Origin of the sequence: Streptomyces sp. NPDC002088, assembly GCF_040296605.1 — a bacterium.
In the GTDB taxonomy this organism is placed as follows: domain Bacteria; phylum Actinomycetota; class Actinomycetes; order Streptomycetales; family Streptomycetaceae; genus Streptomyces.
Map to the genome: position 1 here is coordinate 175,102 of NZ_JBEOXO010000019.1, position 24,323 is coordinate 199,424.

At 68.6% G+C, this 24,323-nt stretch carries 19 protein-coding genes; 9 read left to right on the plus strand and 10 right to left on the minus strand.

Annotated features, from left to right (window positions below; all coding sequences use genetic code 11):
• Positions 1 to 44 precede the first annotated feature (44 nt).
• The 3 genes from ABT114_RS33670 to ABT114_RS33680 all read left to right on the plus strand — a co-directional run bounded on the left by ABT114_RS33670 (position 45) and on the right by ABT114_RS33680 (position 1,627).
• Positions 45 to 989 (plus strand): VOC family protein, encoded by a 945-nt coding sequence (locus ABT114_RS33670; RefSeq protein WP_351146704.1) that lies wholly within the window; start codon positions 45 to 47, stop codon positions 987 to 989.
• Positions 986 to 1,321 (plus strand): hypothetical protein, encoded by a 336-nt coding sequence (locus ABT114_RS33675; protein WP_351146705.1) that lies wholly within the window; start codon positions 986 to 988, stop codon positions 1,319 to 1,321. Before ABT114_RS33670 ends, ABT114_RS33675 begins: the two co-directional genes overlap by 4 nt.
• 75 nt (positions 1,322 to 1,396) lie before the next feature.
• Complete coding sequence (locus ABT114_RS33680; RefSeq protein WP_351146706.1) at positions 1,397 to 1,627, plus strand: hypothetical protein; 231 nt, start codon at positions 1,397 to 1,399, stop codon at positions 1,625 to 1,627.
• Positions 1,628 to 2,122: 495 nt separating this feature from the next.
• Here ABT114_RS33680 and ABT114_RS33685 read toward each other — a convergent pair whose 3' ends face one another.
• A complete protein-coding gene (locus ABT114_RS33685; protein ID WP_351146707.1) occupies positions 2,123 to 2,572 on the minus strand; it encodes an acyl-CoA dehydrogenase family protein in 450 nt (149 codons plus the stop codon).
• 537 nt (positions 2,573 to 3,109) lie between these two features.
• Between ABT114_RS33685 and ABT114_RS33690 the strand changes: the two genes are divergently transcribed.
• The gene (locus ABT114_RS33690) at positions 3,110 to 3,982 is read left to right on the plus strand and encodes a VOC family protein (protein WP_351146708.1); all 873 of its coding nucleotides are present in this window, start codon (positions 3,110 to 3,112) and stop codon (positions 3,980 to 3,982) included.
• A gap of 325 nt (positions 3,983 to 4,307) precedes the next feature.
• Here the strand turns inward: ABT114_RS33690 and ABT114_RS33695 are convergent, their stop codons facing one another.
• Positions 4,308 to 4,907 (minus strand): TetR/AcrR family transcriptional regulator, encoded by a 600-nt coding sequence (locus tag ABT114_RS33695; RefSeq protein WP_351146709.1) that lies wholly within the window; start codon positions 4,905 to 4,907, stop codon positions 4,308 to 4,310.
• Positions 4,908 to 5,097: 190 nt separating this feature from the next.
• On the opposite strand from ABT114_RS33695, the gene ABT114_RS33700 reads away from it, so the two are divergent.
• Positions 5,098 to 6,042: a zinc-binding dehydrogenase gene (locus ABT114_RS33700; RefSeq protein ID WP_351146710.1), complete on the plus strand. Its 945-nt coding sequence runs from the start codon at positions 5,098 to 5,100 to the stop codon at positions 6,040 to 6,042.
• Between the two features lie 151 nt (positions 6,043 to 6,193).
• On the opposite strand, the gene ABT114_RS33705 is transcribed toward ABT114_RS33700, so the two are convergent.
• On the minus strand, positions 6,194 to 7,015 hold the full coding sequence (locus tag ABT114_RS33705) for an SDR family oxidoreductase (RefSeq protein ID WP_351146711.1): 822 nt from the start codon (positions 7,013 to 7,015) through the stop codon (positions 6,194 to 6,196).
• Positions 7,016 to 7,780: 765 nt separating this feature from the next.
• On the opposite strand from ABT114_RS33705, the gene ABT114_RS33710 reads away from it, so the two are divergent.
• Positions 7,781 to 8,701, plus strand: a complete 921-nt coding sequence (locus ABT114_RS33710) for an SDR family NAD(P)-dependent oxidoreductase (RefSeq protein WP_351146712.1) — start codon at positions 7,781 to 7,783, stop codon at positions 8,699 to 8,701.
• A 135-nt stretch (positions 8,702 to 8,836) separates the two neighbouring features.
• Here the strand turns inward: ABT114_RS33710 and ABT114_RS33715 are convergent, their stop codons facing one another.
• The 4 genes from ABT114_RS33715 to paaI all read right to left on the minus strand — a co-directional run bounded on the left by ABT114_RS33715 (position 8,837) and on the right by paaI (position 12,670).
• The gene (locus ABT114_RS33715; RefSeq protein WP_351146713.1) at positions 8,837 to 8,971 is read right to left on the minus strand and encodes a hypothetical protein; all 135 of its coding nucleotides are present in this window, start codon (positions 8,969 to 8,971) and stop codon (positions 8,837 to 8,839) included.
• 815 nt (positions 8,972 to 9,786) lie between these two features.
• Positions 9,787 to 11,328: a long-chain-fatty-acid--CoA ligase gene (locus ABT114_RS33720; RefSeq protein ID WP_351146714.1), complete on the minus strand. Its 1,542-nt coding sequence runs from the start codon at positions 11,326 to 11,328 to the stop codon at positions 9,787 to 9,789.
• 194 nt (positions 11,329 to 11,522) lie between these two features.
• Positions 11,523 to 12,083: a MarR family winged helix-turn-helix transcriptional regulator gene (locus ABT114_RS33725; RefSeq protein ID WP_351146715.1), complete on the minus strand. Its 561-nt coding sequence runs from the start codon at positions 12,081 to 12,083 to the stop codon at positions 11,523 to 11,525.
• 74 nt (positions 12,084 to 12,157) lie between these two features.
• On the minus strand, positions 12,158 to 12,670 hold the full coding sequence (gene paaI, locus ABT114_RS33730) for a hydroxyphenylacetyl-CoA thioesterase PaaI (RefSeq protein ID WP_351146716.1): 513 nt from the start codon (positions 12,668 to 12,670) through the stop codon (positions 12,158 to 12,160).
• A gap of 716 nt (positions 12,671 to 13,386) precedes the next feature.
• Here paaI and ABT114_RS33735 point away from each other — a divergent pair.
• Together ABT114_RS33735 and ABT114_RS33740 are read left to right on the plus strand one after the other, a co-directional pair.
• Complete coding sequence (locus ABT114_RS33735) at positions 13,387 to 15,807, plus strand: SpoIIE family protein phosphatase (protein ID WP_502988432.1); 2,421 nt, start codon at positions 13,387 to 13,389, stop codon at positions 15,805 to 15,807.
• 228 nt (positions 15,808 to 16,035) lie between these two features.
• Positions 16,036 to 16,587, plus strand: a complete 552-nt coding sequence (locus ABT114_RS33740; RefSeq protein WP_351146717.1) for a hypothetical protein — start codon at positions 16,036 to 16,038, stop codon at positions 16,585 to 16,587.
• Here the strand turns inward: ABT114_RS33740 and ABT114_RS33745 are convergent, their stop codons facing one another.
• From ABT114_RS33745 to ABT114_RS33755, 3 genes are all read right to left on the minus strand, one after another.
• A complete protein-coding gene (locus tag ABT114_RS33745; RefSeq protein ID WP_351146718.1) occupies positions 16,588 to 17,970 on the minus strand; it encodes an alpha/beta hydrolase in 1,383 nt (460 codons plus the stop codon).
• A 9-nt stretch (positions 17,971 to 17,979) separates the two neighbouring features.
• Positions 17,980 to 19,032 (minus strand): tetratricopeptide repeat protein, encoded by a 1,053-nt coding sequence (locus tag ABT114_RS33750; RefSeq protein ID WP_351146719.1) that lies wholly within the window; start codon positions 19,030 to 19,032, stop codon positions 17,980 to 17,982.
• 101 nt (positions 19,033 to 19,133) lie between these two features.
• Complete coding sequence (locus ABT114_RS33755) at positions 19,134 to 21,908, minus strand: tetratricopeptide repeat protein (protein ID WP_351146720.1); 2,775 nt, start codon at positions 21,906 to 21,908, stop codon at positions 19,134 to 19,136.
• Positions 21,909 to 22,525: 617 nt separating this feature from the next.
• Here ABT114_RS33755 and ABT114_RS33760 point away from each other — a divergent pair.
• Positions 22,526 to 24,323 (plus strand): zinc ribbon domain-containing protein (locus ABT114_RS33760; protein ID WP_351146721.1); only part of this gene is annotated, 1,798 nt, incomplete at its 3' end.

Consider the following 24,323-nt stretch of genomic DNA (forward strand, 5'->3'; position numbering starts at 1 on the left):
GGGGCGCGGCCCACGACCGGAACCCCAGGGACAAGGAGTACGAAGTGACCGGCACCGACCGCCCCTTTCACGTACGCATGCTGTACCAGCCCGTGATCCACGTGCCCAGCCTCGACGAGGCGGAGGACTTCTACAGCCGGGTCTTCGGTCGCCCGAGCACCAACTTCTCCGTCATCATGCCGGACCCGCCGGCGCCGGGGCACTCCGTCGGCTACTCGACGTTCACGGCGATCAGCGATGTGCTCATCGACAACCTCGAACCGAAGCGGTACCTCACCGGCGGGGTGCAGAGGTATCCGGATGTCGGTACACCGCAGCTGAAGACGACCGGCTGGTACGTCGAGGGAGTCAAGGAGCTCTACAAAGAACTGCGTGCACAGGGCTTCCGCCTCGTGGACGTGCGCGACGAGGTGCTGGAGGCGGACGAGTGGGCAGGAGGCCCGTCGCCGTTCCAGAGCCTGAAGGACGACGCCGGCCTGCCGTACCGCTTCTTCGAGATGTTCCCCTTCCCCCTCGACCCGCGAGTGACCGAGGGGTGGACGATCCCCGCGGTCACGGACGACGACCCGCTCGGCATCGTGCACGCATCGCATCACACCGTCCTGACCTCCCGGCCGGAGCGCGCGCTCAAGCTCACCGTCGACGTCCTCGGCGGCAAGGTCATCCACACGGGCCGTGACGAACTGCGCGGCGTCTACGGGCCGTACGTCCAGCTGGCCGACGCCGTCTTCCACTTCGCCACACCGGATCCCTGCGGCGAACGGACCGAGGGCGCGTCGGGGAACGAGCCGCTGGACACCTACCACGCCATCACCTGGACGGTGGCCGATCTGGAGCGGGTGGCGAAGCACCTGGACGCCGAGGGCGTCCGCATCGCCCACCGCTGCGACACCGCCCTGGTGACCGATCCGGCGACCAGCCTCGGCATCCCGTGGGGATTCACGACGGCTTCCCTTCCAGGAGACACACGCTTTCAGGAGACACGATGAGTGACACAGCGCAGTCGCGCCGCGAAGTCCTGCTGGCCCTCACCAACCCCGTCGAGGGGAAGGACAAGGAGTTCCAGGACTGGTACTGGGGAACGCACATTCCGGAGATCCTGGCCCTGCCCGGGTTCGTGGCGGTACGTCGCCTCCGGGCAGCCGACACGTCCACGGACGGCATCCCCTACCGCTACGCGACGATCTACGAGGTGGAGGGTTCAGCGGAGGAGGCGCGCATGAGGCTGTTCACCTCCGGGCTCGGTTCCAGCGACACACTGGACATCTCCAGCATCGTGATGATCCCGCTGCTCATGCACGACGACGCGTCCGACGCGTGAGCTCATGGACAGTGCGGGCGAGGCGGACTTGGAGCCGCTTGAGCGGCCCTGACCTGGTCTGCGGCGGCCGTAGTCATGTCGGGCGGGCGTGGAGAGCATGTCTTCAAGGCCCCGGCCCGCGCCGTGCAGACGGAGACCGTGTTGATCTGGCGCAGGACTCTGCCCCGATACCGTGACAGCACCGCCTTCCGGGCCCGCGGTGGCAGCGCGGTGGGCATGACCCCGCCCGGGGCCGAGCGGATGATGCGCATGCCGTCCGGCGCCTACGACGACTCGATGGGCGCGATGACGAACGAGGGGGCATAGCCGCGGCCCTCTGCGCACGCGCGACCACGGGCGAGCCCTCGGTGGTGGACGTGTGCTCGGTGAACCAGGCGCCGACCAGCTCGCTGGTCGGCGCCTGCTGGACGTCCGACGGCCGGTGGCTGAAGACGGCAATGCCGTAACCGGGCCGGTACTGGCCGGAATTCTGCTGCCTGATCGGCCGAGAGGACCTCGCGGCCGACGCGCGCTTCGACAGCACCGAGAGGATCATGGCGAAGCCGGTGCGGGCGCGGAGAGCGTCGGCGGCCGGCCGTGCGACGAGTGGGTCGAGCTGCTGTCGCAGGGCGAGGGACAGCCGGCCGCCGTGCAGAACGCCGGGGAGGTGGGGCAGGACCCCGCGCTCCGGGCGAACGGCCTGATCGGTCAGGTCGTGGACGCCAGGCGTCGTCGAGCCGGGAGCAGCCGCTGCGGCGGTCGAGCTTGCTGTGGGCGTCCTCGAGCAGGGCCGAGCCGAAGGAGGTCGGGCCGATCCGCTGCTCAGCAGCTGCTGGATCGGACGTCAGCGCGAACAGGCCCTCGTGCGCGATGAGTTGCAGCAACCGCCGTACGGTGCCAGGGTCCGTGCCGGCCGGTGCGTCGAGGGCGGTGTGCCCGTCGGCGATGTGCTCGGCCGGTCGAGGCTGACAGTGGCGCACCCCGCCCGCGTCCGACGAGCGCGGTGGGGAGGAAGGGGCCGCGGGCGGCGGCGCGGCCGATCTCCTGGGCGACCAGGGCGAGTTCGACCAGTCCCTGGCCGGTGCCGCCGTGTTCCTCGGGCAGGCCCAGACCGAGTCGGCCGCGCTCGGCCGCCAGGCGCCAGAGCGCGGGGTCGACGTCCTCCTGCTGACAGGTCTGCGCCCGCAGGGTCTGCGTCGGGGCGTGATCGTGGAGCCAGTCGCGCGACACCGTACGCGGCATCGCCTGCTCGTCATCGAGCTCGAAGTCCACCAGCCACCGTCCGGGTCTCGTGCTGTCGCATCGGTTACTGTGTCGCAGCGAAGAAAGTATCCTCTTTTGTGGGTGTCGGTCGAGAACTGGTCGGAAAAACTTCCCGATCAACGGTCGACGGCGCAATTAGAGTAGCCTCATAATCAACGCCGAGGCGGTCGAGGAGGGGGGAGGACAGTGATGCGGCTGGAGCCCACGCCGGAGCTCGCGGCGTTCCGGAAGAGGGTACGGGCGTTCGTCGTCGAGCACAGCCTGGGCATCAAGAAGCACGCGGGCGTCGACGTACGTCCGCTGCGCGAGATCACCGGGACGCGCACCTGTACTCACGCACGTACACGATCGCCGGCGGGCCGAACGAGGTCCTGCGGACGCAGGTTGCCGAGCGGGGACTTGGGCTGCCCCGGGGACCCCGCCAGGAGCGGACCGCTGAACGGAACAGCACAGACGACATGCGCGGGGGAGTGGCTACTGCCACCCGCGTCACGTGACCGGAGGTCCGCAGCGGCCTTCACGTAACCACCGTGATTGGAGAGTCCGATGGGTGTTCGCTCACTCGGGTACGTCAGGCTGGAATCCACCGACATCGAGAAATGGAAGCAGTTCGGGGGCGACTTCCTCGGGCTGATGCCCGTCGAAGGCGGCGATCCGGAATCGCTGTACTTCAGGATGGACGACTACCCGACCCGTATCGCGGTTTCTCCGGGGCCGCAGAGCGGCATGACGGCGCTGGGCCTCGAGGTCCTCGACGAGCGGGAGCTGACGAGCCTGGCCGCAGCCGTCGAGAAGGCCGGCATCAAGGTGACCGCCGGTACCGAGGCCGAGTGCGCGGAGCGCCGGGTCACCGGCTTCGTCCGCTTCAGCGATCCGGGCGGTAACCCGGTCGAGCTCTACTACGGCGCCGTCCTCGACCACAAGCCGGTCCGTACCCCGCTGGTGTCGAAGTTCGTCACCGGTGACATGGGGCTGGGGCACGCGATCGTCTCCGCCGAGGACGCGAAGGCCGCGTTCGACTTCTATGTGAACGTCCTCGGCTTCATCGAGCGCAACACGATGCGCTCCCAGGGCGGCACCACCTGGTTCATGGGGTGCAACCCGCGGCACCACACCCTGGGCATCACGCCCATGCCGGGCCCCGGGCGCCTGCTGCACCTGATGGTCGAGTCGGCCACGTTGGACGACGTCGGGCTCGCGCTCGACAGGGCCCAGCGGCAGGAGATCCCCATGATGCACACGCTCGGCAAGCACACGAACGACCACATGGTCTCCTTCTACGTCTGGTCGCCGGAGAACTACGCGATCGAGTTCGGCTGGAACGGGCTGAAGGTCCCCGAGCCCGTCCCCGTCTACGAGATCACCGAAGGCGCCTTCTGGGGCCACCACTTCACTCCGCCGCCGCAGCCCGCGGGCTGATCCGTCCCCCGTACGTAGGGGAGCCGGGGCCGGACCGCGCATGCGGTCGTCCGGCCCCGGCTCCCCCTACCCGGCCTGTACATGGTCGGATGGATCAAACGTGGCCCGACCGGCGTCATCGGAACCAACCGCCTCTGCGCTGCTGAGACGGCCAAGACAGTCCTGACAGTCCTGACAGTCCTGACAGTCCTGACAGTCCTGGCTGACGCCGCAGAAGCCCCCTAAGCCTTGGCCGAGTCCTTGGGGGTGCGGAAGTCGCAGCGTGCGCAGGCCATGCGGTGGGGGCACTGCTCGAACAAGGTGCAGCTGCACCGGTAACGCTGAGTCAGGACGGCGGCGTGTCCCCGCCTGCGGCCCCCAGGAGGATGTGTGCCATGCGGCGGCAGTCGTCGTCGGTCAGCGGCGCGCTCGGGGATCGCTGCCAGGTGGCCACGCCGTGGAAGGCCAGGTGCGCGATCATCGTCACGTCGTCCTCACGGATGTCGCCGCGCCGGGCCGCATGGCCCAGGACGCGCCGCAGCGGTGCCAGCGACCGCTCGGTGACCTGATCGACCAGGGACTGCAGTTCGTGATGGGCGGCGCCTGCGGCTACGCGGAGTGCCTGACCTTCGGGGCTGGTCCAGGCCTCGCAGATCATCCGCATGACCGCGACCAGGTCCTTGCACGCGTCGCCGGTCTCGGGAATGTCGTCGTAGCGCTGCAGCAGCGGCTCGACGACGGTGGCCAAGAGGGCCGTCTTGGAGGGCCAACGCCGGTAGATCGTGGTGCGGTTGACCCCGGCAGCCCTGGCGACGGCGTCGACGGTCATCGCCGTGAATCCCACGCGCTCGAGCTCGGCAAGGGTCGCCGCGCGCACGCTGCTGATCACCTGCCGACTGCGCGGGCCGGTCTGCACCCCGCGGGTGCGCCTGGTCGTCGTCTCCATCACCGGTGAATGTAACCCAGCGCGGCCGACGAGTGCGCGGCCCTCCTCCCCCTGGCCCGACGCTACGAGCAAGAAAGGCAACATAGCGTTGCCTTTTCTGGGGTCCTGGGCTAGCCTCCGGGCGCGGGCCTGCCGCGGGCCGCCGACGCCGGGCACCGTCGCCCGGCCCTTGGAGAAGGAAGCGAGAACCATGAAGGCTTGGCAGTTCGTCGAGACCAACGAGCCCCTCGTCCTCAACGAGGTCCCCGACCCCGTCCCAGGTCCCGGCGAGGTCGTCGTCGACGTGCGCGCCTGCGGCCTGTGCCACTCGGACATCACCTACATGACCAACCCCGGCACCAAGGCCAACATGCCCTACACCCCGATGACCCTGGGCCACGAGACCGCCGGCGTCATCAGCGCCATAGGCGAGGGCGTGACCGGCTGGCAGGTCGGCGACCGCGTCGGCGTGTGCCCGTTCGGCACCGGCCCGATCCCCGGGTTCTTCGGCCCTGGCGGCTTCGCGGACAAGCAGCTTGTCCACGCCGACGACCTCGCCCGTGTCCCCGAGGGCCTGGACACAGCCCTCGCCGCGGTGGCCACCGACGCGGGCATGACCTCCTACCATGCGATGGTCGTGCGCGGCGGCGCCAAGGAGGGCATGAAGGTCGGGGTCATCGGCCTGGGCGGCCTCGGCCAGATCGGGGCGCGCGCCGCGGTGCTCAAGGGAGCGGAAGTGCACGTGGCCGAGCCCAAGGCGGAGGTGCGCGAACTTGCCCTGGGCCTCGGCGTGGCCGGCACGGTCGCCGACGCGACCGAGTGGAAGGACCAGAACTTCGACCTCGTCGTCGACTACGCCGGCTTCAACACCGCCGCCGCGGCCATTGACGCGATCCGCCCCGGCGGCACCGTCGTCACCGTCGGTATCGGCGCCAGGGAGATGACCATCCCGTCCCACGCACTGCTGCGCAACAAGAACCTCATCGGCTCCATCGCGGGCACCGTCGCGGACATCGAGGAGCTCTACCAGCTCATGCTCGACGGCTCCATCGCCCCGGTGTACGAGGAGATCGGCTTCAACCAGATCCCCGACGGCCTGGACCGCCTGGCCAAGGGGCAGGTCACCGGCCGCCTCGTGGCCCGCTTCGGCGACTGAACCTCACGGAGCGGCAAAGTGGGCTCGACGGCCACCGTCCAGCCCACCTTGCCACACCGATGCTTCACCGGCCTGACGCCGGATGGGTGAGTTGAAAAGCCGGCACGTTCGCCAACGTATCTGCGGGGCGGCGGTGCATTCGCAGGAGGAATCAGCGTGCAGCTATGGGCGGCACAGGCTGATTCTCCACCTCGTGAAGCAGCCGATCAACTTTACCCCGAATTCGCACAAGAGGATTGATGGCCGGCACCGCGTAGAGGTAGTCGGCCTCGATCGCCGCGAGTGTGATCTCTGCCGCGTTCCCGGGTTCAATGAGGGCATTCGTTGGAACAGGCATGGTTGAATCATCGGCGCTGCCGGCAGGACCATCTTCGCGCTTCGCGAGCATGGGGGTGCGCATGACGCCCGGGCAGAGGACGGTAGCGCCCACACCTGGCGCTGAAGCAGTAAATTCGGCGCTCAACGTTTCGGTGAGTGCTACAACCGCGTGTTTGGTGACGATGTAGTCCGCGATACCGGGGACGATGGAGAGACCGGACATCGAGGCGGTGTTGAGTACGTGGCCCGAGTTCTTGTGAACGAGATGCGGAACCAGCTCTCGCATACCGTTGATGACACTCCGGAGATTCAGGGAGAGCAGTCGCTCCCATTCCTCTGAAGTGATCTCCCACAACGGACGCATCTTATTGGCCGCTCCGACATTGTTACAGGCGATGTCGAAGGTTCCGAACTTTTCCAGAGTTGTCTGGGCGAGCTGCGCGACCGATTCGGCGCTTGTGACGTCGGTCGGTACGTCGATCACTTCGACGCCCAGCGCTGTCAGCTCATCGCGGGTGGTGCGGAGCCCGTTCGAGTCGAGGTCGGCGATCGCGAGGTTGAGCCCGCGCTTCGCGAACGCCTCTGCGAGCGCCTTCCCAATACCGCTTGCTGCGCCAGTGACGATTGCCACCTGGCCGGGGACCAGTCTGGTCACCGGAAATCACCTGTCTTCCTCGATCGCACGAACCACAGAGGCTCGTTCTGACTTCCTCTTCGTCTCTCCGGGTGCCTCGCACGCCGTCAACGCGGGCAGTGCGACGAAATCCGATCCATTCCGCTCCGACGGCACACACTCGGGTCGCGCGCCACCTCGACCGCCGTCGCCGGCTCGTGCGCCCTGGCAAACCCTGCTCAGTTCGTGCGAATCCGAGACCGCCCTTCACGACGATCCCTGGCCGGGTCATCTGCCTCTCGGCGTTCAACGGAACGTTAAGTGTCTTCAGTGCGCTCACCGAGTGTGACGGGCCTTCGTCATGGCGTCAAGCGTTGAGCAGTGGGAGAAGGCGGGGTTGCCTCCGAGGGGTGCGGCGATCGCGTTCCGGGTGTCGCTGCGGCACGATCCAGTGGGCCCCTTTGCTGCAGAGAGGGCATGGTCACGGGGTCGGTTTGGTTGCTGCAGGCAATCACGATCGGGGCTGGGCGCGGCAGTTACCGGGAAGCTCTGACCGATCCGCCCTCTTGACATCGCTCAGAGGTCCTAGTCATCCTGGCCGTCTGTCTACAAGAGGACGAGCGTTCTGTTTTAGGGAGAGCTGGTCGAGTGCGGCGGCGGACTGCCCGCGCCGCGGGGGACTTGGCCACACCAGGGCGGTAGGACGACGGCTTCCGGCGGCTCCCACCACAGACGCCGCCATCACCCGGGCAAGTCGCGCAGCCGTCGGCGAGGGCGCGGCTGTGCCACATCGAGAAGGAACGATCGGTGGAAATAGTCGAGGGAACAGCTGCGGTCGTCACCGGTGCGGGCGGTGGCATGGGGCGTTCGATCGCCCTGGCTCTCGCCGGCCGAGGGGTCGACGTTGTCGTCGCCGACATCGAAGGCGCGGCCGCCGAGTCGGTCGCGAAGGAGATCGAGGCGCTCGGGCGGCGATCGATCGGTGTGCAGGTTGACGTGTCGCAGCGAGACGCTGTCGAGGAACTCGCTGACCTGGCGTACGACTGGCACGGGTCGGTCGAGATCCTCGTCAACAATGCTGGGGTCACCTTGCGCCCGTTTCGGGCGTCCTGGGACACCAGCTATGAGGACTACCGCTGGGTCATGGACGTCAACTTCTGGGGAGTGCTGCACGGTCACGCAGCCTTCGTGCCACGGATGCGAGCGACGCCTGGTCCGAAGCACATCGTGAACACCTCATCGATGGGCACCATGGCCATGAGCGCCGGCCATTCCGCCTACAACGTCTCCAAGGCCGCCGTGGAGGCCTTGTCCCTGACTGCGCGTAACGAGCTGCGAGGGCAGGGCATCGGTGTGTCGATCCTGCATCCTGGCGCCGTTCGCACACGGATCACGACCAGCGAGCGGCTGCGGAGTGCCCAGGACCGATCGGCTGAACGCGGCGTGACCCCGTGGTCGACCTATGTCGAGCAGGTGACAAATCCGATCACTGACGCCAAGCCTGGAGACCTGCAGCCCAGTGCCGAGGACCCCGATGTCCCGACGACCTGGGCGGACTACATCACGCCAGCAGCCACGGGGTGGCTGGTGATTCGCGGAATCGAGCGCGAGCTTGCGCACATTCTCACCCATGCCTGCCCGCGTGAGGCGATCCTTGCTCGGGCGGAGGATGTGCTCGCCGGTCTGCCGGACTACACCGAATGGCCTGGCGCATCCTCCGCATCTTGATCGCTGCCGCCGGCGCACCCTCTCCTCGCCCTGGAGGGTGCGCCCTGCTGAGGCGGACTCAGATGTTCGCCGGCTCCTGATCGGGGCGGTCGGTGACGGGCGCTCTCCGTGTCTCCCGCGTGAACAGGAGCGTGATCACCGTGACGAGGTCAGCCCGATGGTGAACAGGGTGACGGGAGCGTAGTCCGCGTAGGCGGCGAGCAGGGCTGTCGCGATCACCGGGGAGAGACCGCCGGCGACGGCGGAGGCGATCTCGTGGCCGAGAGCCATCCCGGGCCGAGCAGAAGGAGGTCGGGCCGATCCGCTGCTCAGCAGCTGCTGGATCGGACGTCAGCGGGAACAGGCCCTCGTGCGCGATGAGTTGCAGCAACCGCCGTACGGTGCCAGGGTCCGCGCCGGCCGGTGCGTCGAGGGCGGTGTGCCCGTCGGCGATGTGCTCGGCCGGTCGAGGCTGACAGTGGCGCACCCCGCCCGCGTCCGACGTGCGCGGTGGGGAGGAAGGGGCCGCGGGCGGCGGCGCGGCCGATCTCCTGGGCGACCAGGGCGAGTTCGACCAGTCCGGTCTGCTCGCCAGCGACCGCCTCATCGGGCGGGATCGCAGCGCCGACGGCACCGAGAGGGACTTTTCATCCTCGCCTGTCTTACCTGGCTGGGAGGGAGGCCAACCATTGAATCCGCCCCCGGACCGCCACCCGAGTCGGACATCGAGCGGATCGCGTCCGGGCGAAGCGGACGGAGGAAGTGACAGTTGAAGCTGTTGTGGTGAAGCTGTTGTGGGTCGCCTCCGGCGTGGTGTCCGGTGAGTGTGCAGACGCCCGGCCCGCCCCCAGCAGGGGGTGGGCCGGACAGTCAGCGGAGTGACGCGGTCAGTTGACGTGCAGGGTGCGGGCTGCGGTGTGGAGCTTGCCGCCGGTCTGGAGCTGAAGGAACAGTCGGGGTACCGGTCCAGGCAGCCGGGGCGGGCGGGGTTGACCGCGGCAGGGGTGGTGTCCGGCAGGAACTCGTCTGCGTAGGCGGGAGGCCGGGTACCGGCAGGGCCGACGGGTGGACGAAGACGACGGACGACGGCGGAGCGCAGTACTTGTTCACTTCAGCTGCCGTTTGAGGATCTTGCCGCTGGCGGTCATGGGCAGTTCGTCGCAGAACTCGAACAGGCGTGGGTACTTGTAGGCGGCCATGACGCTCTTGCACCAGGTGCGGAGGTTGTCTTCCGACAGGTGCGATCCCTGGCGTCGTATGACGTACGCCTTCACTTCCTCGCCGTGTACGGGGTGCGGGACGCCGATCACTGCGGCCAGGCTCACGTCGGGGTGGGTGAGCAGGGCTTCTTCGAGTTCGCGGGGGTAGACGTTGTATCCGCCCCGGATGATGAGGTCCTTGGCGCGGTCGACGAGGACGTAGTCGCCGTCGGCGTCACGCCGTGCGATGTCCCCGCTGAAGAACCAGCCGTCGCGCAGGACCTCGGCGGTGGCCTCGGGGCGGCCGAAATAGCCCTTCATGACGTTGTGTCCGCGGATGGCGACCTCGCCCGGCTCACCGTCGGTGACCTCGGTGCCCGAGGGGTCGACCAGACGCATCTCCACGCCCCATACCGGGCTGCCCACCGAGCCGGGTTTCGGCGGGCGGCCGGGATGCTGGAAGGTGACCATGGGGCTGGTCTCGGACAGCCCGTATCCCTCATGGATGCTGATGCCGAAGGCCTTGCGGAAGCGTTCGGCGATCTCTACGGCGAGCGCCGCGCCGCCCGAAATTGCCATGCGGAGCCGCGCGGTGACGGCCTTGCGGGTGTCGTCTTCGACGGGCTCTTCGAGGAGCTTCCAGTACATGGTCGGGACGCCGGCGAAGACGGTGACTTCCTCGCGGGCCAGCGTCCGCATGACCTTCGCCGCCTCGAAGCGCGGCATGAGCACCATGCGGGCGCCGATGCCGAAGGTGGCGTTCATCTGGACGGTCTGGCCGAAGCTGTGGAACAGCGGCAGGACGATCAGGTGTACGTCGTCCTGGCGTGCCTCGATGGTGCGGTGGCAGGTGAGCGCGTTGAGCGTCATGTTGGCGTGGGTGAGTTCCGCGCCCTTCGGGCTGCCTGTGGTGCCGCTGGTGTAGAGGATCACCGCGGTGTCCGACTCCAGGGTGCAGACGGTCTCGTGCACGTCGCTCCTGCTCGCCAGCACCGTACTCAGAGTGGGGACGTCGGTCAGGGGGGAATCGTCCGCTGGGTCGTCGGTGATCAGGATCAGGTGTTCGCAGGAGGGCGTTTGCGCCACGGCCTCGGCGACTGCTGAGGCCGGCACCGCAGCGGTCGGGCCCGCGTGGCAGAAGAAGGCTTTGGCCTGCGAGTCGGTCAGGTGGTAGGCGATCTCCCGTGGCTGCAGCATGACGTTGAGCGGAACGACGGCGGCTCCCGCCTTGAGAATGCCGTAGTAGAGCGTGGGGAATTCGACGCGGTTGGGACAGCTGAGCGCCACCCGGTCGCCGCGGCCGATGCCGCGGTCGGCGAGCAGGTTCGCCACGCGGTTGGCGGCGGCGTCGAGCTCGGCGTAGGTCAGGCGCAGGGAGCCTTGGGTCACGGCCTCGCGATCGGGGTGGTGCCGTGCGGTGTACTCCAGCATGGAGGCGAGATTCAGCATGATCGACTTCCGGTGAGTGCCATCGCAGGAGCGGGCCGCTCGGCTGCGGCGAGGGCCGGTGGCGGCGTTCCGGCGGCGTGTGTGCGCTATGAGATGTTTCCAGTGCGTTAAATGAACAACGCTACGGCTTGATTGTCAATGGCTTGACAGGATTCCGGGTGTGTACGGCCCGCCGGCGCTGCTGGTGGGCGACGTCAGCCCTGGGTCTTCTTCGCCGACTTGGCGATCCCGCCGGCCACCTTGGTCAGCAGGTCCTTCAAGGTGGCCTGCTCGGCCTCGGTCAAGTCCGCGAACCAGTCCCGCTCGAGCTGGTTCTGGCGTGCGAACGCGTCCTTGATGGCGGTGTGGCCGGCCTCGCTCAGCCGTACCGTCACCAGGCGTCGGTCGGTGCTCGACAGGCGTTCTCGGATCACCAGGCCATCGGCTTCCAGCGTCGCCAGGACACTGGAAGCGGCCTGACGGCTCATGCCCGCCAGGCGCGCGATGTCCCGGGCCTCCGCCTGTCGGAAGATCCACACGATGTACAGGATCCGGAAGCCGGTGTGGCTGAACCCGTGCGGACGGTGGACGAGGCGCTCGGAGTGCTGGCTGTGGGTGTTGGCGGTGCGCAGCAGGAGCATGCCCAGGTGGAAGGCCATGCCGTCGATGTCCGGAAGTTCCCGCCGGGTGAGTTCCAGGGCGACATCACTGAACTCGGGCCCCTGGACCTCGGAGGCGGCTACGGGAGTGGTGTCCGCCGACCCGTCGTCTGTCACCGTTCGCCTCGCTGCTTCCTGCTCGCCGTAGATCCTTGATGCAGTGCAGAGTACCGAGCGGCCCTGCCCCCGCCTCAGCCGCGGGGGCGGGCGGCCGCGGTTTCCGGGGACTGGGCACCCTGCGGCGGTACGACGTTCTTCGTATGCAGACTCTGGCCCCGGAAGGTCGCGATCACGTCGCCGTCCTGGTGGGTCACGGCGACGTCGTACAAGCCGCTCTTGGGGCCCTGGTGCACTGCCCGGCATGTGGCGCTCAAAGTGTCCCCGGGGCGGGCAGGTGCGAGGTAGTGAACCTGTGCCCCTGTGGAGACGGCCGGCGTCTCTCCCGCGTTCGCGGCATAGGCGAGCGCGGTGTCGGCGAGCAGGAAGATGATCCCGCCGTGGCAGATTCCGTGACTGTTGAGCATGTCGGGCCGCACGGTCATGGACAGCCGCGAGTGCCCGTCGCCGGCCTCTTCGACGATGATCCCGTGGGCGTGGGCGCAGGCGTCCCGCGCCAGAAGGGCCTGAGTGCGGGGCGGCAGATGCCCCTGTGCGACTGCCTCCCAGGGGTCCGGGAGTGCGGCGTCGTGGTCCGACGGGGCCATGGATTCCTCGCCTTCGTTCAGAGTGGGGGCGTGGTGTGGGCAGACACCTCACCATAAAGGCAAAGGGTAGACTGTCAAAGCCTTGACTTTCTCTGAGGGGTGCATGACCTCCGGGCCACCGGGGCCCGTCGCCCCGGTCGCGCGGTCGTTCCGCAGATCCGGCCGCGGACGGTTTGCCCTTCCTCCCTCGGCGCCTGTCTCGTGGTGGCCGTTCGCGGTTGGGGCCGAGCATGCCGACGGCCCGGCCGAAGGGTGCCGTCGGAGGAGCGGTCAACTGCCCCACCTGGTGCCACGGCGGTGCACACGCTGGAGGTCGCGGATCGCCTCGGAGTCCATCGCATCATCGCCTAACGCATCCTGACGACGCTGACGGAGTTCTGTCTGGTGGAGGCCGTGCGCGACTCGCAGCGTTCCTGTCACGCCGGATCCATGATCGTGCGCATCCACTCCGGCGCGGCTGCGGCGAGCGCCTCCAGGGGTGCCCGCAACGTCGTCGTCACATCTTCTATCGCGTTCTATCGCGGATAAGCGTGTCGAGCCGGCTCGGCCGCCAGCGGGGCACGCGCGTACGCCTCCGTGAGCCGTACCGACGATCAAGCTGTGGCCTGGGCGGATGATTTATCGGCACCCGCAATCGCGTTGGCCGTGGCGCTGCGCTGCTTATGCCCAGGCGCGGGTATCCCTGTCAGGGAAAGATCTGCTGCGTAGGAGTTGCCATGACGGGAGACGGCATCACTTCCAAAGATCTGCCCGCTGATCGTCCTTTCGATGCGGCGGACGTCGTCACGGCCACGACCGATGAGCAGGGCCTGGTGACCGGGTGGAGTGAGGGGGCCCGGCGGTTGCTCGGTTACCGGCCTGAGGATGTCGTAGGGCGGCCGGTTGCCGAGCTTCTGGCTGAGGATGTCCAGGCTGTCCGGGAGTCCCTCGTCGGGCGGCAGAGCTGGAGCGGACGGGTGGCGGTGCGGCACCGGGACGGTCGCCGTGTGGAGGGTGAGCTGCTCGCGCATCGTCGGGTGGCGCAGAACGGGTCCGACTGGCTCCTTGTGTGGGGCACGGCCCGGGGGCCGCGCCTGCCGGGGGACGGCATTCCGGTGCAGTGGTGCTTCGACCAGTCGCCGTGCATTTTGGCGATCTTCGACACGGATCTGCGGTTTGTGCGGACCAACGCCGACGAGGAGCGCGCGGTCGCCCTCACCGGGGATCAGCTGCGCGGGATGCGCGTGCCGGAGGCGGTACCGCACCCGGAGTGCGAGAGGATCGAGCACGCCATGCGCCGCGTGGTGGCAACGGGGGAGCGGCAGTTCCTTGAGGTCTACCTGCGCGTTCCGGGCGAGAGCCGTCAGCATGCGTGGGCGATCCATCTCGCCCCGCTGAAGGACCCGGCCGGCCGCTTGTGCGCGGTGTCCTTCGCGGCGCAGGACACCACCGAGCAGTACGAGGCCCGGCAGCGGCTGTTGCTCCTCAACGAGGCGGGTAGCCGCATCGGCACCAGCCTGGACATGACCGTCTGCGCGCAGCAGCTGGCCGACCTGGTCGTTCCCCGGCTTGCGGATTTTGCCAGCGTCGATCTGCTGACCAGTATCGACGCCGGCGGGGAGCCGCCGCCTGGCCCGGTGACGGGCTCGGTCACCATGCGCCGTACTGCCCGGCAGTCCATCCTTCAGGGCGTGCCTGAGTCCGCGGTCGGGCTGGGAGAGACCATCACCCATGCCGCGTCCTCCTCTGCTGCCGAGTGGTTGGCCGCCCGGCCGGCCGCGTACCTGATGACCGATCCTGCCCTCGTTCGATGGGCCGATCACGAACCGGTCCAGGCCGCCCGGCTCCGCGACGTGGGGACCCATTCGGTGATGGTGGTGCCAGTGCGGGCCCGCGGTGCCACCCTGGGAACGGCCGTCTTCCTCCGCCATCGACGCCCGGAGCCCTTCGAACAAGACGACCTGCTGCTGGCGGAGGAGATCACCGCCCGAACGGCTGTCTGCATCGACAACGCCCGCCGCTACACCCGCGAGCGCACGACCGCCGTGACCCTCCAACAGAGCCTGTTGCCCCAGCGGCTGGCCGAGCAGACAGCACTCGAGGTCGCCTCCCGTTACCTGCCCGCCAGCGCTCAGGCAGGGGTGGGCGGCGACTGGTTCGACGTCATCCCACTCTCCGGCGCCCGGGTCGCCCTGGTCATCGGGGACGTCGTCGGCCACGGCATCCAGGCTTCGGCCGCCATGGGCCGGCTGCGCACTGCGGTGCGCACCCTGTCCGACATCGATCTCCCACCCGACGAACTGCTCACCCACCTGGACGACCTCGTCATCCGCCTGTCCGCAGAAGCCCCCACCGACTCAGGGCCCCAGACCGACGGCGACGTCGGTGCCACATGCCTCTACGCGGTCTACGACCCGGTCTCCCGCCGCTGCACCCTCGCCCGCGCCGGACATTTCCCACCCGCGGTGTCCGGCCCGGACGGCACCGTGGACCTCCTCGACCTCCCCGCCGGCCCGCCGCTCGGCCTGGGCGGCCTCCCCTTCGAAGCAGCCGAGGTCGAACTGCCCGAAGGCAGCACCCTGGCCCTCTACACCGACGGCCTGATCGAGGGGCGCGACCGCGATGCCGAGGAAGGGCTCGACATCCTGCGCCACGCCCTCGCCCAGCCCGCCAGCTCTCTTCAGGCCGCTTGCGACGCCATCCTCGACGCCGCCAAGATCCCTGGTCGCCGGGACGACGACATCGCACTGCTCCTGGCCCGCACCCGAGCTCTGCCAGCAGATCAGGTCGCCACCTGGGAGGTGCTGAGCGAGCCGGCGGCCGTCGCCCAGGTTCGCACGAACGCCCTCGACCAGCTGACCGCATGGGGGTTGGAGGAACTCTCATTCGTCACCGAACTGGTGGTCAGCGAACTGGTCACCAACGCGATCCGCTACGGCCAGCCGCCCATCCAGCTACGGTTGATCCACGACCGCAGCCTCATCTGCGAGGTCCGCGACCACAGCAGCACGGCGCCGCACCTCAGGCGCGCCCGGGAGTTCGACGAGGGCGGACGCGGCCTGCTTCTGGTCGCCCAGCTCACCCAGCGCTGGGGAACCCGGTATACCCGGCCCGGCAAGACCATCTGGGCCGAACTGGACCTTCCTGCCGGGCTGTGACAGAAGGCCGGATGGTTCTCCGAACCGTGACCACGGGCTGGCCGACGCCCTCGGACGGCTCGCCGCCACCCTGTCAAGAAGCCCGAGGACGGCGAACTCACCGAGTCAGACCGGACGTTCAACGCGGTGAGCCGCCGGGAGGCACGGCGCTTCGTCAAGAGGGCATGTCCCCGTGAGGAACGCCCGGGGGACGCGCTACAGGTGGTGTGGCCCCCACCGGTGGTGACGTTGAACCGCACGGTGGCGGTGTCGATGGTCTCCGGCCCGGCGCAGGCGCTGGAAGAGATCGCCGAGTCGGAGAAGGACGGCCGCCTCACGAACTACCAGTACCCACCGGCGATCAAGGCGGACCTGCTGCGCCGGCTGGGCCGCTCGCAGGAGGCTGCGATCGCCTACCGCCAAGCACCGGAGTTGACCGAGAACGACGCCGAGCGCGAGTTTCCGGCCGAACGCCTCGCCAGTCCGCATCCGAGGATGCCTCGGGATCAGGCTTCGACAGGTCGGCTGCCCGGCCTTGTCCTCCTCCAAGCTCAGGGCGACCATGACGGCTGCGGCGACGAGAACTCCGGCGACTTCTGTAAACGGCACTTTCATCCTGGCAGCCGGTGGCGTGGGAGTGGAGAGTGCGGTCGAGGCGAGACGCCCACCTGGAGAATGGATCTCGCCGGCTTCGGCTGGCCGACCACCAGCATCAGCCCCAGCCGCGACACGTCGACGGTCGTCCAGCGCGGTGGAGGCGTGGAACTGTCCTCACCGGGGTTCCCCTACGCTCAGTCCTGATCAATCGGGTGGCAGGAGAAATTCCAGGCAGCCTGTCACTCTTCGCCGCCAAGCGGTCTCATTGTGCGGGTCGCCGTATGCGAGGACGTGGCGTATGTCCCGTTCCAGGACCAGCCCGCGTGTGAGGAGGTCGTCCCGCAGGGCGTGTGTGACCAAGGAGTTGTCGTCGGAATCCTGGGCGCGGTCCTCCGGTGCCCATCGAGTACCGGAGTCCAAGTAGACGCGTTCAGGCAATGGGGTGTCGGGGTGTGCCAAGCGCGCGCGGTTGACCTCGGGTTGCAGCAGCGCGTAGGAGAGGCAGCCGACCCGGGTGAAAGACTCTGGGCGGTGCAGCGCAGCGTAGAGGCCGTGGATCGCGCCGTTGGAGGCGCCGATGATCGTCGTGCCGCCACTGGAATCTGCCCGGTAGTGGTCCTTCAGCAACGGCAGGACCCGGTCGGCCAGGAAGTTCGTGTAGACATCCGCCTGACCGGGATCGGCGTTACGGTCGCCGGGTGCCAAGTAGGCGCGGTTGCGGTTCGGATGCATCTCCACGGCGGCGAGGATGCTCTCGCGCATCCGGCCGTACCGCGTCAGCGACGCCACCGTGGCATCGATGTGCCAGCCGCCGTACTGGCCGCGTCCCGAGATCTGGTTCTGCCCGTCATTCAGGAACACCACCCCGTACGTGGTACTCCGTACACCAAAGTCCCGGGGCAGCACCAGGTGGACCAAGAATTCGTGGGCCAGTTCGGGACTCGGTACGGTGAGCGACACCACCCGAGGATCGCGCCGCTGTCGCGGAGGCGGCGTGGAGAAGATCTCCCCGGCCCTCAGATGAACCGTGGTTCCCCGTGGGCGGTAGCCCCCGCCAGGCGATGCGGTCGCTTGTCCGTCGCGCTCTCCGGCGGGCCCTTCCAGGACGAACCCCCAGTCACCAGCGCACAGCTCGCCGGGGATTTCCGCGACCCAGCGGAGTTCGTCCGGGGTCAGCCCACTTCCGTCCTTCGTCATAGGCAGCACGGCCTCGCCACCGGGGTGGCGCACCCGCACATGCACCCGGCGCCACGAGGTGTAGTAGTGCAGGGCGACTGGACGGGCAGCCCGGGCCTCCGCGCGCACGTCCAGACGCAGCCCCTGCGGCGCGGGAAGCATCCGGGCGCCCAGTCGGAAGTCTTCCGAAGAGAGCGAGCGTATCCCGATCCGCAGCTGATGCGTTGCCGCGGTGGGGTCGAAGTCTCCGGACAACTGCACCCGCAGCCCCCATCCACCTGATCCGACTGGGATCAGCGTGGGAGCATTCCGCGGCTGCCCGGAGCCGAGTTCGGGTACGTTGCCGCAAACGAACGGCGCGAACCCCTTGGGAATGTGTCCCTGGACCTTCACGTCGAACAGCGTCGGCATCGATGCCCCTCAGTCACTGCCGAGCTGCCGTAGTACATCTTCACTCAGCGGCTTCAGATCTTCGTCGTCTCGTACACGCGCCAGATAGTCCGGGTGCAGGCGCACGGCTCTGACCATACTGTCCACCGCCTTCTCATGGTGCCCCAGGCACGCATGGCTTCGGCTCGTTTCGAACCATGCCTGCCGGTAGTCCGGACGCATCCGCAGCGCCTGGTGAAAACTCCTGAGTGCTTCTTGATGTCTGCCGAGCCGCGCCAGGCACACGCCGCGGTCGAACCACATCCACGACTTGCTGCCGCGTTTGGCGACGGCCAGGTCGTATTCAGCAAGAGCCTCCACCTGGCGATCGTCCTCGGAAAGCGCGAGAGCCAGATGGTAGTGGGTGTCAACGTGGCCGGGTCGCAGGCTCGCGGCGGTCCGGAACGCGTCGGCCGCTGCACTGGGCTCTCCCACCTCGCGCAGGGCCATGGCGCGGTCGAACCAGGAGGTAGCCATGTCTGCGGTCAGGGGTGGTTGCGGGGCAGGGGGATTGGGCAGCCGACTCCGGATCCACCGCACGGGGGCGCGGATGACGACGGCTGGGGCACCCGCCGCAAGGGCCTGCGGAGGAACCTCGTGAGTGACCACCGAGCGCGTGGCGATGACACTGCCGGTGCCCACCACCGCGCCCTTGAGCACCGAAACGTGCGCGGCGATCCACACACCATCACCGATAGTCACGTTTTGAGCATGGTTGAGCCGCAACCCGGTGTCCGGGTCCAGGATTGAGTGGGAATCACCGGTGCGTACATCAATGTCGTACGCGAACATGCAGTCGGTGCCGATCTCTATGGCCGAACCGGGCTCGGTGGCTGCGAGATGTGCCGACTGGATGGAGGTACGACGTCCGATACTGATAAGGCACCCGTAGTCCTCGAACCACAGTTCTCCGCCCATGATGGAGCACTCCTCACCGATCACCAATCGGTGTCCGGAGCCGCGCATGTGGATGTGCACATCCTCGATGCGGGCCTTGGGCGCCACGTCGATCCGATTGCCGCTGCCGTGCACGGTGAGTCGCACGCGTCGCAGTTGGGCGCTGCGGGCTGCATGCAGACGGTTGCCGCGTCGTCGTAGACGCATCAGGGTGGGGTACCACCATGATGGGTACCAGGCGGCAGCCATCACGGTTCTCCGCCGGGCACCGGTGGGACGGGACGGTTCTCGAACAGCCCGCGGAATCTGAGGTCCCCGCGGATCGCGTCGAACGCGGGATCGGTGAGCGCCTTGTCCGGATACCGCTCAGGTCTCAGCAGGGCACCGGCTGCCAGGGCTTCCACGGCCTTTCCGACGTGTCCCTGTCCGGCTTCGGCCCTGGCCAGTTCGTACAGGGCCTGCGGATATGGGGAACGCAATTCGAGCGCGCGGCTGAAGGCGTCAACGGCGTCCGCATGTTGTCCGCCGGCCGACAGGGCCCGGCCCCTGTCGTACCAGTACCACGCAGCCACGGGGTCCGCCGTTATGGCGTGGTCGATGCTCACCACAGCCTCCTCGTAACGGCCCAGCTCGATTTGACAGAGTCCCAGGCCGTGCCGGGCTCCGGCGTGCTCTCCCTTGGCGATCTCGTCCTCGTAAGCGGCGAGGCCCTCGGTGAAACACCTTTCCGCGGCGGCCCGATCCCCGGCAGCAGCCGCGGCATAGCCCAGCTCGCGAAGGGAATTACCGAGGTCGTAGGCAATGGCTGGGAAGTCGGGTTCGAACTGAAGGGCCTGCAGGTACTGCTGTACGGCCTCGCGGTGCCGACCGAGCCCGGCCAGTGACAGCCCTTTGCCGTACCACGCGTCGGCGTACTCACGCTGGCAGCCGATGGCCCTGTCGTAGTGAAGGACGGCGGCTTCATGATCCCCCGCGATCCGACGGGCGTTTCCCAGGTCGAAGTGCGCCCAGTAGAAATACGGATCTATGCGCAAGGCCCGCTCGTAGCAAGTGATCGGGTCCTCGGGGCCGTTCCGGTTCATGCAGGCCAGCCCGAGCCCGTACCAGGCGTCTGCATGGTCCGGATGGGAGGCCAGTGCGGCACGGTAGGCCTGAGCGGCTTGGGCAGACGCGCCCTGGCTGAGCAGCAGATTCCCGCGCCGGAACCAAGATTCGTGGTCGTCGGCGCCGGGTTCCGCTCCCAGCGCCGGAGGTTCCGGTGGCGGTTCAGGCAGAAGCGCCAGCACCTCGTCCCGGCCGCGGAGCGCAGCCGGTGCGTTGGGGCGCAGCGCGATGGCTGCCTCGTATTCGAGGTACGCGCCCATCACGTCCCCGCTGTCGCGCAGCGCGGCGGCGCGGGCGATCCAGGCCTTGTGGTCGCTCGGACGCAGGCGTTGTGCCTGGCGCAGGCTGATGCTCGCCTGCTCGAACTCGCGCAGCTTCAGCTGGGCCGTGCCGAGGTCGTACCAGGCCCAGTAGAAATCCGAGACACGGTCGAGAGAACCCCGGTAGCACTCAACTGCACGGGCGAACTCGCCGGCGCCGGCGAAGGCCTTGCCCTGCCCGTACCAGGCCTGGGCGTCATCGGAGTTCAGTTCCAGGGCTCTGGCGTAGGCGGTGACCGCGGTGTCGAAGTGGCCCAACATCAACGCGGCACGTCCCACGTGGAGCAGGTGCGGGCCGGCAGTCGCCGGGTGGCGCCGGGAGAGCGCGACGACGTGGGCAGTGGCTGCCGCGACATGGTGCGGCTCGACCTCCCACTCCCCGCTCGCCTCGATCTGCCCGTCACGTGGGCGCAGAATGTCTGCGGCCTGGGCCAAACGCCGCACTTCGCGCCGGGCACGCCATCGCTGGACGGGCAAGGGTTGAGTCCACCGGGACGGGACGGGTCCCATGAGCACTGCTAGTTCCGCCACCGAGTCCACGGTGAGCGGGGCTCCCAAAGCACGTAGCACGGACACAGCCCCGAACACCTCGCGCGCGAGCGGACTGTGCTGCACCGCGTCCTCGTAGCGCTTGCGCCACGTGCCCTGAAGCGTTCCCTGGAAATTGGCGGGAGTCAGTCCCGTCCCATTGGCGCGGGCGCGCTGGAGGTTGGCGACGATGTTCCCGAAGGTGCGGTCGTTGGAGCGGGCGAGGGCCTCGGCGTCGCTCACGGGGACATTGGCAGCTCGCGAGGTGTCCTCCAGCATGCAGCGAACCACCTGGTCGTCCGGCTCCGGCAGCGGTATCAGAGGCTCGAACCGTGCCCAGAGCTCCCGGTAGCGGGGGACGTTCAGCTTGTCCCATTCGCTGAGTTCGCCGGGGGATGCGGGCGTCTCCTCATCGCGCGCGGTGGCCAACACGCGCACCTCGGCGGTGCCGTAGAACTGCTCGTAGCGGCTCAGCGTACGCAGCAGCCGCGACTGCAGTGGCACATGGAGCGGGTTGTCGGGGTCGGCGGCGCCCGCCGCGTCGTAGAAGCGGCTGCTGATCATTCTCCGGTTGAGGTCGTCGAGTAAGAACAGCAGCTTGCGAGGCGGAGCTGCCTCTGGGGGCGTGGCCGGCGCGTCGAGCTCGTGGTCCCTCGTCAGGTGGAGCACCGTCCAGCCATGCCTCATGAGCAGGCGTGCCACTTCCACCGCCTCACGGGTCTTGCCCGTGCCGGTCCTACCGAGCAGTAGTAGCCATCGTTGCTCACCGGTGAGCAACAGGTCGGCGAGCGCCTCGCGGGTGCTGTCGGCAGCCGTTCGTTCCCGGTAGACAATGGCCGACGGAGCCAGCGGGTCGTTGTCCTGGCCGGGCATCACGGCGCTCAGCAGATCCGCCTCACGGGTGATCACTTGAAAAGGGAACTTGTCCACGCCACGGGCCCGGTCGCGCTTGAGCCGCCGCCGCCGAATCCTGCGGCGAGCGAGCGCGGTCACGGCGGTGGTGAGAACCCCGGACCCGAAGAGTAGGCCCAGGACATCCTTGTGCTGCGTGGCCCAGGTGACCAGGTCCATACCCCCTCCAGCTGTAGGAGGCCAGGATAAGGATGCCGGTGGCGCCAGGTAAGGGTCTTCAACTGTTGCTGGTTTGGCTGCGGTTTCCTGCGTGAATGGGGCGGTGTCGCCGGGGTGCGTGTCTTTGTGTGATGGTCGGTCGTTAGGTCGATCGGATGTGGGGTGTGTGTTCGGTTCGCGGTCGTGCGGGAGGGGTGGTGGGTGTGGGCCGGTTGATGGCGACGGCATCGTGCACCGCGTTCCGTGGCGTGGTCGAGGGCAGTGGTGAGTGGGTCGGACAGCGGCTGCTGTTGGAGCGGGTGGCGTGATGCTGCTTCGCGCCATCGGGATGGTTCCTTGGACTCAGTAACCCGTTTCCGCCTGCCTGGTGACGGTTTCCGCTGTTTTTGAGTGGGGGTGTTGCTCCTTCTCTGCGTCGTGGGATGTCGGCGGTCGTGGTTTCCCGTGCGTTGCGGTGCCTCTCGGAGTGTGGGGGGCTCGGGCGTTCGACGGGATGTCGTGAGGCCGTGTCTTTGTGTGATGGTCGTTCGTTAGGTCGATGGGAGTGCCGGGTGCCCGGGGGCGGCCGCTGCGGGGGACTGGCCGGGATCGTGCCGGGACGAAGGGGGGTGGTGGGTGTGGCCGGGTTGATGGCGACGGCGACCTGTACCGCCTTCCGTGGTGTCCTGGAGGGCAGTGGTGAGCGGGTCGGGCAGGGCGTGCTGTTCGAACGGGTGAGTTTTCTGGCGGAGTTGAGCCGGGAGCTGACGGGTGCTCTGGTGGCTTCCCGGTGGGATGAGGCCTCGCTGGACGTGCTGGCCGCCGGGGTGGATGAGCGGGGTGAGGCGCTGCCGTCCAAGGGGTGGATGGCGATGCGCCGCCTCGGCTGGCCGCAGGACGTCACACCCCCGGCCGGGGTGTATGTGTCGGACCGGGTGCGCCGCGGTGCGGAGGAGTACGCGGCCAGGACGCTGCGGCTGGCCCTGCACCGGCGCAGCATCGTGAGTGCGGTCCTGGCCACCTGGCCCGCCGACCCCCGTCGGCGTTCGGAGGCGGAGTGGGCGGCGCTGCGGGGGCTGCTGCCTGCCGGGGTGAGCGGTGCGGAGATCCGCAACCGCACCCGCCAGATCCGCGCCCACGTGGTTGAGCACGGTTGCCTGCCCGCCGGGCTGTGTGCCTTGGAGGGGCCGCCGCAGGTGGCTCCGCAGGTGCTGCTTGCCGCGATGGACCGCCAGCAGGTCACCCTTCAGCGGGTGGACGAGACCACCGCCCGGCTACGGGTCAAGCTCCCGTTGAACGCGGTTCCCGCCTCGGGCCGGGACTGGGCCTGGCACGTGATCGACATCCGTCTGCCCGGCACCGTCACGGTGGACGCGGTGCTGCACACCCCGACCCTGCGCCCCACCCCACAGGGCCGGATCGCGGTGGATCTGCCGCACTCCCGGAGCGCCCCGCCCGTCAAGGCGAGCGGTCATACCGTGGCACTCGGCTTCGACTGGGGCGTCAACACCCTGCTCACCGGCGTCCTCGGCCGCCTGACCGGCAAAGGACCAACCCGGCGGGTTCTCACCGACGGGCGGCCGCTGGTCTTCGACGCCACCACGGTCAGTGCCGCCCTGCACCGGCTGCGCGGCGTGCGTGAGCACCTCGCCGCCAAACGCGATCACTACCGGGCCCTCGCGGACGGGCTGGGCTCCCCGCACCTTCGCTGGGGTGAGCACCTCGACCGGGCGCGGGTGTTGGAGGTCGAGCACGGGCGGGTGTGTGCCCGGATCCGGCACCTGAACCATGCGCTGGCCCGGGCGGCGGCCCGCTGGGCCGTCGACCAGGCCACCGCGCTCGGCGCGAGCGTCCTCTACCTCGAAGACCTCACCACCCTGGAGGCGCGCGGCCACCGGCGCGGTAATGCCCGCCTGTCCGGGCAGGTACGCGGCATAGTGGCCGAGGCGATCGGGCATCTGGGTGCGCGGGCGGGTATCGCGGTGGTCACCGTCCCGGCCCGGGGCACCTCCAGGCTGTGCCCCGGCTGCCTCGGCAAGCTCACCCACCATCCGGTCCCCGACCGGCTGGCCGAACGCGGCTGGAAATGGGCGCACTGCACCGGGTGCGGGCTGTCCATGGACCGCGACCATGCCGCCGCCCGCCGGATCGTCTCCCGCGGCCTGCTCGCCCAAACCCACACCACCACCGACCGCACCACCCACACCCGCACCATCCGCACCACCATCGACGCCACCGTGACCCTGGCGCGCCGCCCGAAGAAGACCACCCGCCGCCTGCGCCGCCAACGCCAGGCGGAACAGACACCGCCCCGCCCGGACCGGCCGAAGACCAAGACCACCCCGGGCAAGGGGCGCCCCACCCCCAGCAGACCCACCCACCCCCGGCACCAAGACCTCCGGCACACCGCCCAGGGGCAGGTCCCGGGCCCGAAGA

Excerpts from the sequence above, each read along its gene's own strand:
- ABT114_RS33715 (WP_351146713.1), bottom strand. The coding sequence starts at position 8,971 with ATGGCTCTCGGCCACGAGATCGCCTCCGCCGTCGCCGGCGGTCTCTCC.
- ABT114_RS33695 (WP_351146709.1), bottom strand. The coding sequence starts at position 4,907 with ATGGAGACGACGACCAGGCGCACCCGCGGGGTGCAGACCGGCCCGCGC.
- ABT114_RS33745 (WP_351146718.1), bottom strand. The coding sequence starts at position 17,970 with ATGCCGACGCTGTTCGACGTGAAGGTCCAGGGACACATTCCCAAGGGG.
- paaI (WP_351146716.1), bottom strand. The coding sequence starts at position 12,670 with ATGGCCCCGTCGGACCACGACGCCGCACTCCCGGACCCCTGGGAGGCA.
- ABT114_RS33690 (WP_351146708.1), top strand. The coding sequence starts at position 3,110 with ATGGGTGTTCGCTCACTCGGGTACGTCAGGCTGGAATCCACCGACATC.
- ABT114_RS33735 (WP_502988432.1), top strand. The coding sequence starts at position 13,387 with ATGACGGGAGACGGCATCACTTCCAAAGATCTGCCCGCTGATCGTCCT.
- ABT114_RS33755 (WP_351146720.1), bottom strand. The coding sequence starts at position 21,908 with ATGGACCTGGTCACCTGGGCCACGCAGCACAAGGATGTCCTGGGCCTA.
- ABT114_RS33700 (WP_351146710.1), top strand. The coding sequence starts at position 5,098 with ATGAAGGCTTGGCAGTTCGTCGAGACCAACGAGCCCCTCGTCCTCAAC.
- ABT114_RS33680 (WP_351146706.1), top strand. The coding sequence starts at position 1,397 with ATGTCGGGCGGGCGTGGAGAGCATGTCTTCAAGGCCCCGGCCCGCGCC.
- ABT114_RS33720 (WP_351146714.1), bottom strand. The coding sequence starts at position 11,328 with ATGCTGAATCTCGCCTCCATGCTGGAGTACACCGCACGGCACCACCCC.
- ABT114_RS33675 (WP_351146705.1), top strand. The coding sequence starts at position 986 with ATGAGTGACACAGCGCAGTCGCGCCGCGAAGTCCTGCTGGCCCTCACC.